Here is an 18,169-nt window from a genome sequence, read left to right as displayed (position 1 = left end):
GAAATCGGCCGGTAATCCGGCCGTTTTTTATTCGCTGTCTTCACCGAGCTCGTTTGTCGGCTCCAGATGGCTGGCATCAAGCAGCGCTGACCGTGCCTGCAACAGATGGTATTTCATGTAGCTGCCGGCTGCATCGGCATCTTCAGCTGCAATAGCGTTAAAGATGCGGGTGTGTTCTTCGATGATACGCCGACGGCGTGCCGTTGAACGTTCACGGGCAAGTTCAAGACCGATATTCATCGTTTCAGTGACAGGCATTCGCAAGTCCTCGAGCAATGCCGGGAAATATTCATTACCTGCAGCATGGGCTATGGCGTTGTGAAACGCGATATCCTGTTCCTGTCCCAGCTCATTGGCCTCGATGGCCTTGCTGAGATCATCGATGGTCTGGCGTATCGTGCCGAGATCGGCACGACTGCGGCGCATCGCGGCAAGGCGTGCGGCCTCCGTTTCCAACACAATACGTGGCTCGAAAGCCCGCAGGAAACCTGAAAGGCTGGCCGCATCAGCCAGTTCCGTCAGCCGTGTCGAGGGGCGGGTGGACACGAAGGTTCCGATGCCACGGCGTGATTGAATCAGGCCATCAGTGCTGAGGCGCAACAGGGCCTCGCGGACGACGGGGCGTGAAACGTCGAAAGCAAGCGAGAACTCGGCCTCGGACGGTAATTTGTCACCAGGTGCGAACTTGCCGGAGGTGATGCCTGAGAGAATGGCACCGTAAACCGTATCGGCCAGGCGCTCCTTGCGAGCGGGTGTCAGATCGATCTGTGCCATGTCGAGACGTTGGAACTCCGGAAAATTGGCGATGGCGATTCAACTCGAGGGTCTATTCTATCGCGGCTCGCGGCAAGAGGGAAGCAGCGCATTGCCGTTCGCTTGACATATTGTCAATTAAATTTACAAGTTGATTTTCACATCGTTCTTCCCACCCAATCAAAATCCGGACAATGATTATGAGTGCTTTCGACACAATCAGGCGTGTTACCGATCGTATCCTGGAGCGCTCACGCGACACGCGTTCCGCCTATGAGGCAACCGTAGCCGAAGCACTTTCAGAAAACGGCCCACGCCGACAGGGCATGCCCTGCGCCAACATTGCGCATGTGGGCGCCGCCTGCTGTCCCGGCGACAAGCAGGCTATTTTGGGCACAATTGCGCCCAATCTCGGTATCGTCACCGCTTATAATGACATGGTTTCCGCGCATCAGCCGTTTGAGGATTTTCCGACAATCATTCGGACCGCTGCCGCCAAGCTCGGCGCAGTTGCTCAGGTTGCCGGTGGCGTCCCAGCCATGTGTGACGGCATCACGCAGGGGCGCGACGGCATGGAGCTTTCGCTGTTTTCGCGCGACGTCATCGCTATGTCGACTGCGATTGCTCTCAGCCATGATGCCTTTGATGCTGGACTTTACCTTGGCACTTGCGACAAGATCGTGCCCGGCCTATTCATGGGTGCAGTGGCTTTCGGTCATCTGCCTGCGATTTTTGTGCCGTCCGGGCCGATGACAACAGGCCTTTCCAACGAAGAAAAAGTCAAAGTTCGGCAGTTATACGCAGAAGGCAAGGTCAAACGTGACGCCCTGCTGGAATCCGAGACACGTTCCTATCATGCCAAAGGCACCTGTACCTTTTACGGGACCGCCAATTCCAACCAGATGCTGATGGAGATCATGGGCTTGCATTTGCCGGGCTCAACCTTCGTCAATCCGGACACACCACTTCGTGATGCCCTGACGCGGGCGGCCGTCAAACGTGCCGTTGATATTTCGCTGCTGGGCAAGGAGCCGACACCAATTGCCGGTATTGTCACTGCCAAGTCTGTGGTCAACGGCATTGTCGGGCTTCTGGCAACCGGTGGTTCGACCAACCACACCATGCACATGGTGGCCATGGCCCGGGCCGCGGGGATCATTGTAACTTGGGACGATTTTTCAGAATTGTCCGATGCGGTGCCGCTGATCGCCCGTGTCTACCCAAATGGTCCGGCCGATGTAAACCAGTTCCATGCAGCAGGCGGCATGCGGGCGTTGATTGATACGTTGCTCGTTCATCGCCTCGTCCATGCCGACGTTCGCACTGTAGTGGGTGACTGTCTTGAGGACTACATCGCAGAGCCAAAACTGATTGAGGACGAGGTCGTCTGGCAGGTACCGGCACAACCAGTGGTCAATCCCGCAGTAATCAAGACGGCCGATAAACCCTTCCAGGCAAATGGTGGCCTGAAGGTTCTGACAGGCAATATCGGTCGCGCAATCATCAAAATTTCGTCCCTCAAGAAAGACCAGTTTATCATTGAAGCGCCAGCCCGGATTTTTGAGCGGCAGCAGGACCTGATCACGGCCTTTGAGCGCGGTGAACTGAATCGCGACTTCGTCGCCATTCTGCGTTTCCAGGGACCGAAAGCCAGTGGCATGCCGGAACTTCACAAACTGAGTTCCGCACTCGGCGTGTTGCAGGATCGCGGCTTCAAGGTGGCACTTGTTACCGACGGTCGTATGTCAGGCGCCTCAGGTAAGATCCCCGCTGCCATCCATATCACACCTGAAGCTGTAGAAGGCGGAATGATCGCGCGCATCGACGAAGGTGATATTGTTGTGCTCGATGCCATTGCAGGCACACTTTCAGTACGTGTTGACGAGGATCAATTGGCACAAAGAAAAGCTGCATCCAGCACGGCGACCACGCGTGGCACGGGTCGGGAACTGTTTCTGCATGCCCGCGAACGGGTTTCTGGCGCGGAGGCGGGAGCAAGCTTTGTCGTATAGGGCGTCACCCTATACGACGGGCCTGCTTGGGGGTTAGGTCGCTAGGCGTTTGGAGCTCAGGACCGTTTTTTGATTGTGCTGTAGATGATGTTTCGGTTGGCGCCGAACCACACTTTGCTGTCTACGGTGCTCGGATCAGCACTGGCATTGGTAACGCGCCACATATCGGCTTCCGAACGCTGGAGAAGCTCCCAGTTCATGTAGGATTCCATGTAACCGTCATCGGCCATTTCATCGGAGAAATTGGCGTAGAGGAACATGCCGCCCGGCTTCAGCATGTCCATGCAAACCTGGGTGAGGCGGATCGCAACCTTGTCGGTCAGATAATCGTACAAACCTGCGGCATAGATGAAATCAAAGGTTCCGATCTTATGTTTTTTGGCGAGCAGGCCACGAACCGAGCCGTCGATTGGTTCGATGCACGTGCCATGGAACTGGCTTGAAATCGATGCGATGCTGAGCGGGTCCTGATCAAGGGCAACCCAACGCTTGATGCTACCGTTCTTAAGCGCCTGAGAATTTTCTGCTTCACGAAGATGGCCTGCAGCAACGGTCAGAATTTCCGTCTCCGGTCCCTTCTCGGCTGCAACCATATCAACATATTCGGTCAGAATGTCGCGGCGCTCGCGAACGGCAACCGGTCCCGGAGCGTTGCGGGTATATTCAAAAATGTTAAGGCCGAGAGGCGTGGATTTTGCCACCTCATGTGCCACTGCCTCATGACCGTAGATGAAGTCGATAAGGCTGGCATCGCCAGAGTATCCGCGTGGTTTTTCAAACGACCAACGGGTGAATGGGCACTGCTGCATGATTTTTGCGGATGGGTGCGCCTGAATGATCGGAATAAGTCCCTGCCACACGGCCGGACCATATTTCCACCGCAAATCATGCATCTGGGCAATCAGCCATTTTGTCGCTTCGGCGAGGTCGTTACCGGCGCTGAATCGCTGATTTGCGAGGTTCATGATCAGCACGAACTCCGCCTCTGCCGTTGCCAGAAGATCGGCCTCGGCGGTTTTGTCAGATTGGTGGCGATGGTTAGTGACCGACTGGGGAGTGATAAGACTTTCACCGTCAAGGGAGAACAAAGGCTGAGCCACGCGAACCTCACTGCTGAATAAAGGGTTAAAGAAAAAGATAAAATCTTCAGCATTTTCCGTGCACGTCAAGTTCGCGGAGGTCATGTTTTTCAACAACCCCCACCTTTCCCGTTTGTGAGAAGTTTAGAAAAAGTTAATAACCTCAGGATATATGAGAGTTGGTGCACTCTCGGTTGAGAGTGGCATGGGAGCTTGCGCAGGGTGAATCATCGTTGACTTCCGGCTCTGGCCGGATGGCGGCTAGAATCAATGCGCTGGATGTTGGGTGAATAGGGCATGATGCACTTGTTAGCCGAGACCACCGTGCCCGCGATGCGGCCGGCGCTTTCCCCTGAGCAGATGCGTAGCCTCTATCAGCAGGAAAGTGAACTCAACCGAAAAGACGTGACGCGTCACGGTCTTTGGATCGCTGTTGCCGCTTATATCGCTTACTCTGCGACCGATTACCTGTTCCTGCGCGATGTCGCGCTCTACACCATTGCGGGTCGCGTTGCCGTGGGCATCGTTGCGTTGTGCGTTCTCGAAATTCTGCTGCACTTCAAAGCACGTGCCGATATCATCGATCTTATTGCCGCAGTCTCCGTGCTTTCAGGTTATGTTGTGTGGCTAGCTACGGCACAAATGACCAGCCATGTGAATGCCTTTTCCTATTACATGGTGTTTGGCGCCATCTTCATGATGAGCTTCAACCTGTTTTTCAGCTTCCGGTTTCCACTGGCATTCGCGGCTTCGGCGACGAACCTGACAATCTTCGTCGGTTTTCTCTACGCCTTTGAGCCGATGGGATTGCTTTACAAGCTGATCCTCGGTGCATTCTGTATTTCCTGCTTCATTTTTACATCCTACGTGAACCTGCAGCTCAACAGAGAGCGTTACAAGGTTTTCCTCAACGCCTATGAGGCGCGGCTGCAGCAATCAGCAGCCGACGAACGGGGCAAGGCTTTGCTGCACTTGTCCATCACCGATTCGCTGACCGGCCTTGAAAATCGACGTGCGATCGACCAGCGACTGCGTGACTACTGGAACAATTGGCGAGAGCACGGCAAGAGTTTTGCTGTCCTGCTCATCGATGTCGACTTCTTCAAACGTTACAATGACTGCTACGGTCACCAGGAAGGTGACCGTTGCCTGATTGCGGTGTCGCAGCGACTGAAAACCGTTGCATCACTGCATGGCGCCATCATTGGCCGATATGGCGGCGAGGAGTTCATTGTCATTGCACCGACCGACACACCCAAACGCGCCGCCGATCTGGCGGAAGCGATTTGTATCGCCGTCCGTGTCATGGCGTATCCGCATGAAGCAAGACGCGACGGAACACCCTTCGTCACCGTCAGCGTGGGTGTGTCGCACACACGCGGTAATGCAGTCCAAGTAGACAGGGTCATTCACGAGGCCGACCGTGCGCTCTATGCAGCAAAGGCAAGTGGCCGCAACTGCGTCAAACTATTCGATACCAAGGACCCCTGGGCGAGCGACGATAGTGAAAACATTGCAGCGATCCTTAAAATCGCCGTTCAACAGCGCCTTGTTACTCTGGTTTATCAACCGATCCGCGACGTCAAGACAGGCGAATTGAGTGGGGCTGAAGCCTTGATGAGATTAAGGATGCTGGACGGAACGCCCGTTCTGCCAAGCACCTTCATTCCGATCGCCGAGCGAACAGGGGCGATTGTCGATCTCGGTCGCTGGGCGATCCGAACGGTTTGCAGCGATCTGTTGGCGACCAATCTTGTGCCCGTTGCCAGTGTTAACGTGTCGCCAATCGAGTTGAAGATGCCCGGTTTTGCGACCTATGTCGCAGCTACACTGTCAGAATTTGGCCTGATGGGTGCGCGGCTTGCCTTCGAAATCACCGAAGGCGTTGAGCTGGAAATGGATCAGGAGGTGGTTCGCTGCATCAGTGACCTCAGAAAACTTGGCGCTCAAATCTGGCTTGATGATTTCGGCACTGGTTTTGCCGGTCTGTCCTGGCTTCGCCTGATCGAATTCGACACCGTGAAGATCGACCGCTCCTTCCTGCATGATTGCGACACAGAGCGCGGTCGGATGATGCTGCGTGATATCATCAGCCTGCTGCGCAACCGTGGCCTGCGAATTCTTGTCGAGGGTGCAGAAACCGAAGCCCATGAGCTGTTGATGCGGCAATACGGAATAGACCAGATCCAAGGTTTCCACGTTGGACGCCCTGTACCCGTCAGCCAATTCGAAACCTATGAAGTGGTGCGTCGGTCAACGCCTGCGGGAAACTCCCTCATCCAGGGATAAGAGTGCTAAACTCCGCGCTCCATAGATTCCCAAGGGGCGTCATGAACCAGACGCCCAACATCCTGTGAAAGACGTTTTAGTTACCAGCGCGGCACGCGTCTTTCGTAACCGGGATCGAACAACTGCATATAGGCAGTGTCGTTGCGTTCCTTCATCTCAGTCTGTTCGTAGAGTGCAGCAAGATCGGCGAGTTTCTGCCGGTCAAGTGACACACCAAGACCCGGGCCTTGCGGCACATTGAGCTTGCCATCGCGGAACGTGAAGGGTGAACCTTCAATCACATCGACGCCAGTCCATGGGAAATGTGTATCGCAGTCATAGCTAAGGTTGGGTGTCGCTGCGGCAACATGGGTCATTGCAGCCAGCGTGATACCGAGATGCGAGTTGGAGTGCATGGATACACCGAGGCCCAATGTCTCACAGATCTTGCCAAGATGTGTCGAGGCACGCAGACCGCCCCAATAGTGATGGTCGGACAGGACGATCTGGACAGCTTTTTTGCGAAAGGCTTCGGCGATCTGGTCAAACTCAAGAACGATCATATTGGTGGCCAGCGGAATCGATGTTGCTGCGGCCACCTCCGCCATCTGGTCCATACCAATGACGGGATCTTCAAGATACTCCAGAACCCCTTCCAGTTTGCGTGCCATGTAAATGGCCGTGTCTACGGTCCAGCCGCCATTGGGATCAATCCGCAAGGGATGATCTGGAAAGGCTTCGCGAAGCTTCAGCATCGTCTCGATTTCGAGATCGGGATGCAACACCCCCCCTTTGAGTTTCAGGGACTGAAAGCCGTATTTGTCCACCATCCGGCGGGCTTCCCCAACCATCTGGTCTGGCGTCAGCACTTCCCCCCATTCGTCCGGTTCTTGACCGATATGAGCGGCAAACTTGAAAAACAGATAGGCGCTGAAGGGAACCGTGTCACGAACCGCCCCACCAAGCAGGTCACAAAGCGGCCGTCCAAGCAGCTTGCCCTGAATATCAAGACATGGAACTTCAAATGCCGAGGCAACAACGTCCGTCAGCTTGTGATCGGCAACGGCGGTTTTCGCGTTGATGCCTCCACCACCGGGCAAGGCAGCAATCACTCTTGCCTTCAACTCGTGAAGGTGAAACGGGTCAAGCCCGATCAATGACGGAGCCGCCCGTCTTAAACCGTCCAGGGCTTTGATACTGCCATAGCTTTCTCCCAAACCAACCGTACCGTCATCACAGATGACTTCGATGATGGTTCTCAACGCATGGGGCTGGTGCACACCCTTGCAATTCAGCAAGGGTTTGTCGGGGATGGCAACCGGCGTTAATTTGATGTCAGCGATACGCATAAGAACTCCTATCGCCACCAGGTGCGCGCTGCCGTCAACGCGTCATCCAGAGGTGGCAGTTCGGGATGCCAGTGGCGCTCCCATTCGAGACTGAGAGGGATGTGTCGTTTACTCGACCTGACAAGCGACATAAGATTCGCCATGGGGAAATCACCGTGGCCGGGAAGCACGTAATGGCGAAGGCCATCGCTTCCCATCTTGCTGTCCTTGACATGCAAATGGACGACATTGTCGGCGATATCAGGCCACAGGCTGTTGAGAGCAGAACCCTTGGCCCAGGTGTGATGGGTGTCCCATAACATCAAGGCGTTTGGCACGTGTTTGACGAAGGTCTTCAGTTGCGCAGCATCTGCCAGAGCATCATGGGTTTCGATCATCAGATCGACATTCAGCCCGCGCGATTGCCGGTCGGCTTGCCATTGATCAAGCAAGTCAGTTGCGCGTCTCATCCCGTCGGCAGCTAACTGTTTGCCGCCGTCAAAGATTCTGAGATGTGCCACGCCTGCCGCTTCCGCCCATGCAACAAAGGGTTCCACGGCCGACAGGTCACCGCTTTCAAGCAATCGGATCGATGTATTGAGTGCCACGACCTTGAGGTCGCGTTGTTGAAGAAAGGCCGCAAACCGCGAAGGGCTGCCAAACTCCGTATGCAATGCCGAAATCACGTCCACCGCGCCTGAAAGCGCGCGCAATTCCACGGAAGATATACCGTGCCGTCCCGCCAGGTCAGCGGTTTCATGCAGGCTGAGTTCAGAACATCCAAGCGTCGAAAAACAGTATTCAACAGCGCTCATGCCATACGCTCCATGTCCTGTTTGCGGACGGGGTAGAGCGGTGGAAGGCCGGCAACAAATCGCTCGATTTCAGTAATTGCGACATCAGAAAGGGCACGCAGTTCGTTGCCCAGCGCACCGGCGATGTGTGGCGTCAGAACGACATTCGGCAAGTCGTAGAATGGGCTGTCGACCGGCAAGGGTTCCGGTTCCGGCGTATCGATCAGAATACGCAGGCGGCCGGATTGTGCCTCCGATAACAATGCCGCGTGATCGACCAGCCAACCCCGTGCCGTATTGATGAACACCGCATGGTCGGCCATCAGCGCGAGCTCTTGAGCGCCAATCATATGGTGGGTCTGCGGCAGGATCGGCGCATGCAGCGAAACAATGTCAGACCATGCGAGAAGCGCGTGCAACTCCATTTTTGTCGCACCAAGTGCAACTGCCTCATCCTCAGACAAGAACGGATCATAGACGGCAATTTCAAAACTGCCTCGTGTCAGCATATCGATGACCTGCCGTCCGATACGAGACGCGCCAACAATGCCGACTTTGCGGGAATAGCTGCCAAGCCAAGGCAGGTTCATGCCACGTCGGCTGCCAAAACCTCCGGTGCCGCGCTCAGCCCGGTGTTCATCCCGCAGGCGAAACACATCCTTGCCGCACATGATAATCGCCGCATAGGTAAACTCGGCCACCGGTGTGGCCATCACGGATGCGGCTGTTGTTACCAGAATATCTGAGTTGTCCCAAAACTCGGCAGGCGCGACCAGGCGCACCGATGATGCCGCATAAGCCAGCATCTTGAGGTTGGGTGCCCGGGCAAGGCGTTCTTTTGTCAACGACGGTGTACCCCAGGCCGCCAGCAGAATGTCGGCATCAGCCAGAGCTTCGCGACCCTTACCGGTGTCAAAATCCGTATAGGGAAATCCATCAATGATATCTGTCACTGCATTCAGTCGCGCCCATTCGTGCGCGCTGAAAAACCCGTCGGGAAGCTCGCTGCGCATGGCTATCAACAGCTTCGGTTTCTTATCATGTCTGCTCATGCGCGCACCGGACTTGAAACAGGCCGCATATCAATGCGCGCAATATCGATGTTGATCGGCTTTGAGCCACCCTGCATCAGAACATCGAGATAAAGCTCGGGAGGTGCGTTGCCCGGCCGGAGTTTTAATGGAGGCGTCCGCAATGCACCTTTCCAATGGGTATCGGGAAAAGGGAAAACTGTACCGTCTTCTGCGCGAAAGGGGTTTAACGCACTGGCCTGTTGCCCGTCTTCGGCAACATCCTTCAAGCGTAGTGTTACTCCGAGAATTCCGGGATGAGTCGGCACGTCGATATCGCAGATCGCCTCAATCCAGCTGCCGGTTCCCGGATGTTCAATCTGCCCGCCAAGACGGTGGCTTTGGTCACCTTTATCGCTGAGTGTCTTCGCCGATAATTCGGTGACCAAATTGCCCGCTGGATTGTCGACAGCATCGAAGCGATCATCTTTCGGCAGAAGACGGTCTGGCGCACGCGGTAACATGGCTTCGAGATACCCTGCCAGCAGCTTACCGACAGCAAAGGCACCGCGTACTGAAAAATGCGTTCCATCGTCAGAATAACCGGAATAGGGCTCTCCGAATTCATTATCCGGATCAACCCATGCCGCGTTCCAGTCAAACACATGGCAATTGGCGTGGTTGGCGGCGAATTCAGCACTCTGGCGATTGATCCAGTGCGCCTTAGCCCTTTCGGAACCATGGGCTGGCCACTTGCCCACACCACGCGCCAGAATGGGCAGCAGAATGACCGTCTTGCCCGCCGCCAGCAAAGCCAACGCAATACGTGCTCTGGTATCTGCAATCGTCTGGCGCGTTTCCACCATCATGTCGTTGGTGCCGGCGTCAAGCAGGATAAGGTCGAAATCCGATCGCAGCAATAACGACAACCGCCGTTCGATCTCGATTGCCTTCTGCCCTGACACCCCAAAATTGAGCCCGCTAAAAAACCGGCTGACGCCAGGTCGATTGCTCGGTTCCCAACCGGGCGGCACCGATGGATCGTGATGGACAGGACAACGAAGCCTGCCGTGAGACAGAACCTCGGCCCAACTCATCCAGCCGCGTGCCGATGTCGCGAGCATCCCGGCATCGCCAATGTGGTTTTGCTGGACGAGCGACGTGCCAAGAATGGCAACGCGGCTCGCCCTTGGTAACGATACGGACATGGTTTTACCAGGCTATCAGGAGAACAGGACGCCGCCATTGATGTCGTAGCAAGCGCCGGTGATGTAGGCCGCATCGTCAGACGCGAGGAAGGCTACCAGACCGGCAACATCCTCACTCGATCCTTCGCGCTTCAACGACGTGGCACCGGCCACCCGCTCACGCACTTCCGGTTTGGTGAAAGTGTCGTGGAAGGTGGTCGAGATCATGCCCGGGCAAACCGCATTGACGCGAATGTTAGGACCAACTTCCTTGGCAAGGCCGCGCGTGAAAGTCATCACTGCACCCTTGGATGTCGCGTAGGCCAAAGCGCCTGGACCACCGCCGTCGCGGCCGGCCTGCGACGAGAAGGTAACGATGGCGCCGCCTTTTGCCATCTTCGGCACGGCTGCCTTGGTGATCAGGAAAAGCGAGGTCAGGTTGACGTCGAGTACCTGATGCCAGAAGGCTTCGTCCATCTCGGCCAGAGACTTCCGGGCAATCAGGCCGCCTGCCACGTGCACCAGACCGTGGATCTCTCCGAACTTGTCGGCTGCCGCAGAGATTGCGCCTTCGACATCAGTGGCCTTGGTAAGGTCGGCCTTGACGGCCAGCGCCTTGCCGCCGAGCTTTTTAATTTCGGAAACGGCTGATGCTGCACCTTCCGCTGCGCCGTTATAGGTCAGCACCACATTGGCACCTTCCTGAGCAAACCGGATAGCGCATGCGCGGCCAATATCGCGACCTGCACCAGCGACGATGACAGTTTTGTTTTTGAAACGTTGCATTTGAAAACCTCGTATTGATTAGAACTGCTTGGGAAGAGAGAGTTTGAAGCGCTCGTCATCGACATCGCTGAAGTAGATGTCTGTCGAAAAACCCTGATCATCGATGAAATTGAAAATCCGCTTCGGTTCGCTCAGGCTGTAAGGCACCAGAAGGGTGACCAGACGGTGTCGTGTTGCGGCCGGTACGGTCGCGCTAACGTGGTGATGGATTTCGAGCCCTTCGAATTCCTTCGGATCGATACCGGGAAACCCTTCAACAGCCGAAATCTGCGGCATGCCGGCCGATGAATAGACAAATTGGCCATAAAAGCCGGCTTTCTTGCCGGTGTAACGGAAACTGGAACGACCGGTCTGCGGCGCGCCGATCGTGTGGCAAAGCCATTGCAATTCCTGCCGCTCGGCGCACTCCACCTCATCGACAAACACGAAATAGCTGTTGTTGACGAAATGGATTTCACGCTCTGCCTTGCGAACCAGCGGGTTTGCAACCTGATAGGCCGCCGTCGCATCACCGACGATCTTGATATGACCAGGCTGCTCATCGACTGAAACGATACGTCCGGCGGCACGCCGTGCCAGTGCCTTGTCCTTTTCGGCATATTGGCCTTTGCCGCCAATAAGCACCGCATTTTTCGAGCGGGTCTGGCGGCGCCAGTTCACATGCATTTGTGAATTAAAGGCGACATAATAACCGGACTGGATCGCCAGATCTTCGCCATAGGCATAGAGCACAAAGGCGTTCTGATCGCCGTGGCTGTGGCTCAGCGAACCGTACGGGCTGGATTTGAACACGAACTGCAGATGCCGGTCCGGATCTTCCATGTGTTTCTGGATGGTCACCCAGCCAATGTCATTGAACACGGACAGTGCTGGCAGATCACTTGGCGGAACCGCCTCCACCTGCTGGTAGTCGTGGCGATAAACAAGATCGTCAAAATTCAGATCCCACCAGCCGTAATTATAAAAGGCCATTTCGGTACCAGCCGCATCCTGTTTGATGCGATCGAAATACCATTGGTAATGGCCATTGCCGGTCACACCGGCAAACTGGCGCACATTGTAGCCGACCTTCAGACCGGGCAGATCCCCCATGGTGGAATCGTCACCAAAATTGGCGCGGCGCGTTCCCGGAGCCTTGGTGTAGAGCGGAAACCGTCCGGTGTTCTGGAAGAAAGGACGCTGATAGAGGTCGTAACCGATGTAAGAGCGGATCAGGTTAGCGGCTTCGATCAGATACGCCATGCCGGTCATCCAGTAGTGCGGACCTTCGGCCCAGCCACCATCGGTGCCCGCCCATGGGGAATAGAGGGTCGACAGGAACTCAACCGTATAGTCGAGCCATTCGCCACCTTCTTCGCTTTCACCCAGCAGTGAAATGCAGGCTGGTGTCAGAACGGCAGACAGAGAGCGTACGGCGTGACTATCATAGGGGAAGACGTGGATGCGTGCATGCGAAATCACATGGTCAGCAACCTCTCGCGTACGGCGCAGTAAAACGGTTTTGACTGTCTCGCGCTCTTCCTCGCTCAAATGGTCATAAAGCCAGTCATATCCCCAGGCGAGAGCGACAACGACACGGAAGCCAGCCTCGTCATTGTAGGCGCGGGACGTCGCGCCAGTCGGATCCCAGGCGGCAACAGCCAGCAGCCAGTCCCGCGACCTGTCGAGCAGGTCTTCCCGACCCAGAACACGTCCCGCAATCGCCAAATGGCGAATGGCGTAAATCACTTCCTGGCAATCAATATACATTTGCCGCCACAAGGTCGCGACGCGGACGTTGTCGGGGTAGGGTTTCGGTTCAGGCATGATCGGCCGGTCCAACCAGGGTTTGACGGACTTTTCAAAAAAGTCGGACCATCCGCAATGATCGGCATCCTTTGCCACAGCGGCTGAGAAGGATTTTAGCTGATCGCCATTCAGCCAGAGCCTTGGATGGCTGGTGTGGGCGGCGGCATGACGGGCTGCCCGGCCTAGTAACGGTGTTTTTGGCAAAGCAGCGGTGATTTCGAAATCGCGCACCTTGCTCCAGTTGGAAAGAGGTTGTCCTGCATTCTGATCCCAGAGCGCGTAGCTCCAGTGATAATGGCCATCCACCAGCACCGTGTCCGGGGTGAAGAAGTTCCAGGCCAGATCTTCATAGACAGTTGTTTTCGCATCGGAAAAATCGGGATCAGTCGAGATGCGCAGCACATAGCGCGCACCGTCATCAATATCGGGAAGCCAGGAAAAACGCGGTGGATTTTCTGTAGGCGGTAATTGCTCACTCGGCATGTAGCCAATGGTCAGGGAACCCGGGCGCGGTTCATCGAGATGAGCTTGTCTGGCGATCGCCGAGGCAGAGGGACGCATTGCGCTCTAACTCCTGTAAAAACAAAAAAGGAGATGGCGGCGACAGGGCCGCCATCGCGATAGACTGATTTACTGGGCCGATTTGTACTGACGGTCGTAGGCCGACTGCATCATCTTGATGACCTCATCGTAACCCAGTGCGGCCAGCCTTTTCTTGTAGGCATCCCAACCGGCATCGACGTCCTGTGCACCCAGGATCCAGGTTTGCTGCATCTCGGTCATGTAGGTGAGAAGGCTCGGCCAGTAGCGGTCGAAGATTGCCTTTTCCTCGGCGTTCAGCGACACGCCCATGAACTCGTCCTTGAGGCAATTGCACTTGTCGTACATATCGATGCCTTCAAGCGCGATCTTGTTGGTCCACTGGCGTTCATATTCATAGTCCATCCAGTAACCGCGCGGCACTTGTGCACCGACGGCCCAGAGCTGGGCATTGACCGGGTCCTTGTTTTCAAGAACTTCCTTTTTGAACTGCGGCTTGCCGTCGACCATCTCATAGGTCAGGCCTTCGACACCGAAGTTCGACAGGATGCGGCCCTGCTGGGAGAACCAGAAATCGAAGTACTTGATCGTTTCGACTGGATGTTCATTGGTGGCGGAAATTGCCCATCCAACCGGCTGAACACGCAGTCTGCGGGCATCTTCGAAACGCTCCCCAGACGCTGACTTTGGTGGCAGCATCGGTTTCAGCGCAAAACCTTCGATCTTTGGCGCCAAAGCATCATTGTAGGTCGAAGTGCTGGCAAACCAGTCATGGGTCATGCCGCCAAGATCGTTGCCCAGCAAGTATTCACGCGAACGGGCACCACGGGTGAAGACTTCCTTGTCGATCAGCCCTTCCTTGTACCACTTGGCAACGTTTGAGATGCCAGTTTTATAGTTCTCTTCAGCCCACGGATGGCGCAGTTCGCCGTCATAGACTGCAAAGTCTCCATAACGCTCAGAACCTGACACGCGTGCGTCCCAGAGATTGATGAGACGGATCGCATCAATCGGTTCACGGGCAAAGTAAGGAACCTCATCCTTCTTGCCGTTGCCATTCGGATCCTTGTCGCGGAATGCCTTGAGGACCTCATAGACTTCTTCCGGCGTCTCCGGCTGCTTTAGCCCCAGCTTGTCCAGCCAATCCTGGCGGATGAACCAGCCACGGGAATATTTCCCATCCGGCACGTATGGAATGAAATAGAGCTTGCCATCAGGGCCGGAAATCGCGTTGCGAATATCCTTGTGGCTATCAAAGAATGCTTTGAGATTGGGGGCATGTTCTTCGATCAGATCATCAAGCGGAACGAAAGCGCCTTCCAGCCCGTAGCGGATAAAGTCTTCCTTCAGGCCGCCGGAGGCATCGCCGCCTATGATATCTGGCAGATCACCCGATGCGATCAGCAAGTTAAAGGCATCGCGACTGCTGGTCGTTGCCAGTGACGCAACACTACGCACGTGGATGTTGGTGATCTCAGCGGCTTTCTGCTCCACCGGCCATTTTTCTGAGTAGACGTATTTATCGCGGAAGTGAAAATGGATCGTCAGTTCCAACGGGTCTTCTGATATCTTGCCGGTGTCTTGCGCGGCAACAGGCATTGCCATTGTCACGGCTGTCATTAACGCCAGAAGGGGCGTGCCTTTTCGTAGTTGTCTCACAGGTTCTCCTCCCTTGTGCTGCTACTCTTTGACTCCGCCCAGCAGAATTCCTTTTGTGAAATACTTCTGTGCGTAGGGGTAAATGATCAGAACGGGAATGATCGACGCGATCATGATCGCAGAGGTTACCGTTTCGAATGAATATTGGGCTGTCAGTAGGCTTGAAGCGAATTCATCATTCGAATTGAGATCGACGACGACGCGTTTCAGGTAGACCTGCAGCGGGATTTTTTCTTCACCGCGCAACAGGACCATGGCCCAGAAATAGCCGTTCCAGCGCGACACGATGCAGAACAATGCAACGGTGACGATTGCGGGTTTGGAGAGCGGGATAAAAACCTTCCACAACAGCTGCAACTCGCTCGCACCGTCCATCTTGGCGGCTTCCTCGAAGGATTTGGGCACGGCTTCGAAGAAGTTACGCAGCAGGATGACGTTGAATGCGCTCGCCGCGAAGCCAATGATGATACCGAAACGACTGTCGAGAAGACCGAGGTCACGCATGTTGAGGAAAAACGGGATCATGCCTGCGTGGAACCACAGCGTGAAGGCAATCGCGATGTTGAAGAAGGTGCGACCACGCAACCTTTTACGCGACAAGGCATAGGCGCCGGGTATCATGATCAGCAGGCTCATGAACGTGCCGCCAAAAGTGTAGATGAAGGTGTTGCCGTAGGCGATCCAGAACATTCTGTCGGACAGCACATGTTCATAGGCCGCAAGCGTCACATCAACCGGCCACAAAGTCACGCGCCCGGCGGTCACCGCTGCACCCGATGATATCGAGACGGCCGCGACATAGATAAATGGGTAAAGGGTCGACAGAACAAACAGCCCCAACAGGATGGCGTTGGCCCAGCCAAAAATCCTGTCACCACGGGAATACAAATTGAAACTTGCCATTTTTCAGCTCCTCACCACAGCGATGTCGACGAGACTCTTCGGCTGATACGGTTAGCCGAATAGACAAGAACGAAAGCAATGACCGCATTGAACAGACCGGCAGCCGTGGCCAGATCATACTGCGTGCCTTGCAGACCGGTGCGGTAGATGAAGGTCGACACAACGTCGGCCGTTTCATAGGTGGATGGACGGTAAAGAAGGATGATATATTCGAAACCGACCTCGACCAGATTACCGATGCGGATAATCAGCATGATGATGATCGTCGGCAGAATGCAGGGCAGGGTGATCCGCCACATCATTTGCCAGCGCGACGCGCCGTCAACACGTGCGGACTCGTAAAGTGTCGGGCTGACACCGGCGATCGCTGCAAGATAGACGATCGATTCAAAGCCGGATTCTTTCCATACCGACGAACCAATGAACACCGGACGGAACCATTCGGGCTGCGTCAGGAAGTATATTGGCTCAAGGCCAATGCCTTTCAGGAAAAGGTTGACGATGCCGATGGAAGGCGACAGGAAGTTGATGACGATACCGGCAACAATTACCACGGAAATGAAGTGCGGCAGGTAGACGACAGTCTGCGCCCAGCGTTTGCCGATTTCGCTCTGCACTTCATTGAACATCAAGGCCAGGATGATCGGCACCGGAAATGCAAAAATCAGTCCGAGGCCGCTGATCGTGATGGTATTCCAGAAGGCACGTACGAACATGTCATTCTGGAAAAGCTCGATGAAATTCGCAAACCCGACAAAGGGACTTTTTTCGATGCCGCGGAAGATAGAAAAGTCCTGGAAGGCGATGATCAGGCCGTACATCGGCTTGTAAAGAAACAGCGCAAACCAGATGGCCATCGGTGCCAGCAGCAAATAGAGCTGCCAATCGCGGCGCACATCGTGCCACACATCATAAAGTGATTGTTGGAAATGCTGTTTCATGACCGCGTCTCGCTTGCGGTCTTGAGGGATCGACCTGTTTCGGAATCGAAAACATGGATGCGGGTCGTATCGATAGCGAGCTCAGTCACACCATTGAGCCCGTGGTCCGCGTAAAGCGTTTCAGCCTTGGCGATAAACGGCTGGCCGTCGGCCTTACCATGCAACAGAGCCTCCGCTCCAAGTGGCTCGACAAGTTCGATGTTGCAGTGAAGAACCTCACGCCCTTCTTCCGTTTTTACGGACATGATTTCAGGCCGGATACCGAGCTTGACCGACTGCCCCTGCGTTGCATTTTTTGCAAATGCATCGGGAATTGTGAGGCTCTGGCCAGAGCTGCCGGCAATCACGGCTTTGACGCGGCCGTCCTGTTTGTCGATTGTCGCATCCAGCAGGTTCATCGGCGGTGACCCGATAAAACTTGCAACGAATGTGTTTGCCGGCTCGAGAAACACTTCCATTGGTGAGCCGACTTGCTCGATATTGCCGCGGTTCATGATGACGATGCGGTCGGCGAGCGTCATCGCCTCGACCTGGTCATGGGTCACGTAAACGCTGGTTGCCTGCATGCGCTTGTGCAGTTGCTTGATTTCGGCCCGCATATGGGTGCGCAATTTGGCATCGAGATTGGAGAGAGGTTCGTCGAAAAGAAAAATCTTCGGGCGGCGCACGATAGCGCGGCCCATGGCAACGCGCTGACGCTGGCCTCCCGAGAGGTCGGCTGGCTTGCGTGCCAGATATTCCGTCAACCCCAGGATTTGTGCGGCTTCGGCAACGGCATTGTCGACCACATCGCGTTTCTCGCCCCGTACACGCAGGCCAAAAGCAATGTTCTCAGCCACGTTCAGATGGGGATAAAGCGCGTAGTTCTGAAACACCATCGCAACATCGCGGTCTTTGGGCGCGATCTTGTTGACGACGCGCCCGTCAATCGAGACGGTGCCGTCGGAGATATCTTCCAGGCCTGCGAGCATGCGCAGTGTGGTGGATTTTCCGCAGCCCGATGGCCCGACGAGCACAACGAATTCTTGCGGTTGAATGGAAAGGTTGATGCCATGTACGACTTCGAGAGCACCGTAGCGCTTGACGACATCGTTGATTTGAACTGCAGACATGAAAGGCCC

The 18,169-nt window shown here is 55.3% G+C and carries 14 protein-coding genes; 2 read left to right on the top strand and 12 right to left on the bottom strand.

The features are described 5' to 3' along the window. Positions 1-27 precede the first annotated feature (27 nt). On the bottom strand, positions 28-774 hold the full coding sequence (locus PYL13_RS25500) for a FadR/GntR family transcriptional regulator (protein ID WP_275642748.1): 747 nt from the start codon (positions 772-774) through the stop codon (positions 28-30). 179 nt (positions 775-953) lie between these two features. On the opposite strand from PYL13_RS25500, the gene edd reads away from it, so the two are divergent. Then, positions 954-2,765: a phosphogluconate dehydratase gene (edd, locus tag PYL13_RS25495; protein WP_275642747.1), complete on the top strand. Its 1,812-nt coding sequence runs from the start codon at positions 954-956 to the stop codon at positions 2,763-2,765. Positions 2,766-2,821: 56 nt separating this feature from the next. Here the strand turns inward: edd and PYL13_RS25490 are convergent, their stop codons facing one another. Beyond that, a complete protein-coding gene (locus tag PYL13_RS25490; RefSeq protein ID WP_275642746.1) occupies positions 2,822-3,865 on the bottom strand; it encodes a class I SAM-dependent methyltransferase in 1,044 nt (347 codons plus the stop codon). Between the two features lie 276 nt (positions 3,866-4,141). Here PYL13_RS25490 and PYL13_RS25485 point away from each other — a divergent pair, with 276 nt between their 5' ends. Next, positions 4,142-6,133, top strand: coding sequence for a putative bifunctional diguanylate cyclase/phosphodiesterase (locus PYL13_RS25485; protein WP_409515602.1), 1,992 nt, complete (start codon positions 4,142-4,144; stop codon positions 6,131-6,133). Between the two features lie 80 nt (positions 6,134-6,213). Here the strand turns inward: PYL13_RS25485 and PYL13_RS25480 are convergent, their stop codons facing one another. From PYL13_RS25480 to PYL13_RS25435, 10 genes are all read right to left on the bottom strand, one after another. Next, positions 6,214-7,461, bottom strand: coding sequence for a glucarate dehydratase family protein (locus tag PYL13_RS25480; protein WP_275642745.1), 1,248 nt, complete (start codon positions 7,459-7,461; stop codon positions 6,214-6,216). An 8-nt stretch (positions 7,462-7,469) separates the two neighbouring features. Next, positions 7,470-8,255: a sugar phosphate isomerase/epimerase family protein gene (locus PYL13_RS25475; protein ID WP_275642744.1), complete on the bottom strand. Its 786-nt coding sequence runs from the start codon at positions 8,253-8,255 to the stop codon at positions 7,470-7,472. Further along, complete coding sequence (locus tag PYL13_RS25470) at positions 8,252-9,286, bottom strand: hydroxyacid dehydrogenase (RefSeq protein ID WP_275642743.1); 1,035 nt, start codon at positions 9,284-9,286, stop codon at positions 8,252-8,254. Before PYL13_RS25470 ends, PYL13_RS25475 begins: the two co-directional genes overlap by 4 nt. Beyond that, positions 9,283-10,452 carry an SGNH/GDSL hydrolase family protein gene (locus PYL13_RS25465; RefSeq protein WP_275642742.1) on the bottom strand — a complete coding sequence of 390 codons (1,170 nt, stop codon included), beginning with the start codon at positions 10,450-10,452 and terminating at the stop codon, positions 9,283-9,285. The genes PYL13_RS25470 and PYL13_RS25465 overlap by 4 nt, the downstream gene beginning before the upstream one ends. Before the next feature lie 15 nt (positions 10,453-10,467). After that, positions 10,468-11,217 (bottom strand): SDR family NAD(P)-dependent oxidoreductase, encoded by a 750-nt coding sequence (locus tag PYL13_RS25460; protein ID WP_275642741.1) that lies wholly within the window; start codon positions 11,215-11,217, stop codon positions 10,468-10,470. Positions 11,218-11,235: 18 nt separating this feature from the next. After that, positions 11,236-13,566 (bottom strand): alginate lyase, encoded by a 2,331-nt coding sequence (locus PYL13_RS25455; RefSeq protein ID WP_275642740.1) that lies wholly within the window; start codon positions 13,564-13,566, stop codon positions 11,236-11,238. Positions 13,567-13,635: 69 nt separating this feature from the next. Further along, the gene (locus PYL13_RS25450) at positions 13,636-15,165 is read right to left on the bottom strand and encodes an extracellular solute-binding protein (RefSeq protein WP_275643065.1); all 1,530 of its coding nucleotides are present in this window, start codon (positions 15,163-15,165) and stop codon (positions 13,636-13,638) included. Positions 15,166-15,225: 60 nt separating this feature from the next. Next, complete coding sequence (locus tag PYL13_RS25445; protein ID WP_192490729.1) at positions 15,226-16,107, bottom strand: carbohydrate ABC transporter permease; 882 nt, start codon at positions 16,105-16,107, stop codon at positions 15,226-15,228. An 11-nt stretch (positions 16,108-16,118) separates the two neighbouring features. Then, a complete protein-coding gene (locus PYL13_RS25440; RefSeq protein ID WP_192490730.1) occupies positions 16,119-17,048 on the bottom strand; it encodes an ABC transporter permease in 930 nt (309 codons plus the stop codon). Beyond that, a complete protein-coding gene (locus PYL13_RS25435; protein ID WP_275642739.1) occupies positions 17,045-18,160 on the bottom strand; it encodes an ABC transporter ATP-binding protein in 1,116 nt (371 codons plus the stop codon). The genes PYL13_RS25440 and PYL13_RS25435 overlap by 4 nt, the downstream gene beginning before the upstream one ends. Between the last annotated feature and the right edge of the window lie 9 nt (positions 18,161-18,169).

Source organism: Agrobacterium sp. Azo12 (assembly GCF_029193765.2).
Classification (GTDB): Bacteria; Pseudomonadota; Alphaproteobacteria; order Rhizobiales; family Rhizobiaceae; genus Agrobacterium.
This window is presented reverse-complemented; position numbering and strand designations above follow the sequence as displayed.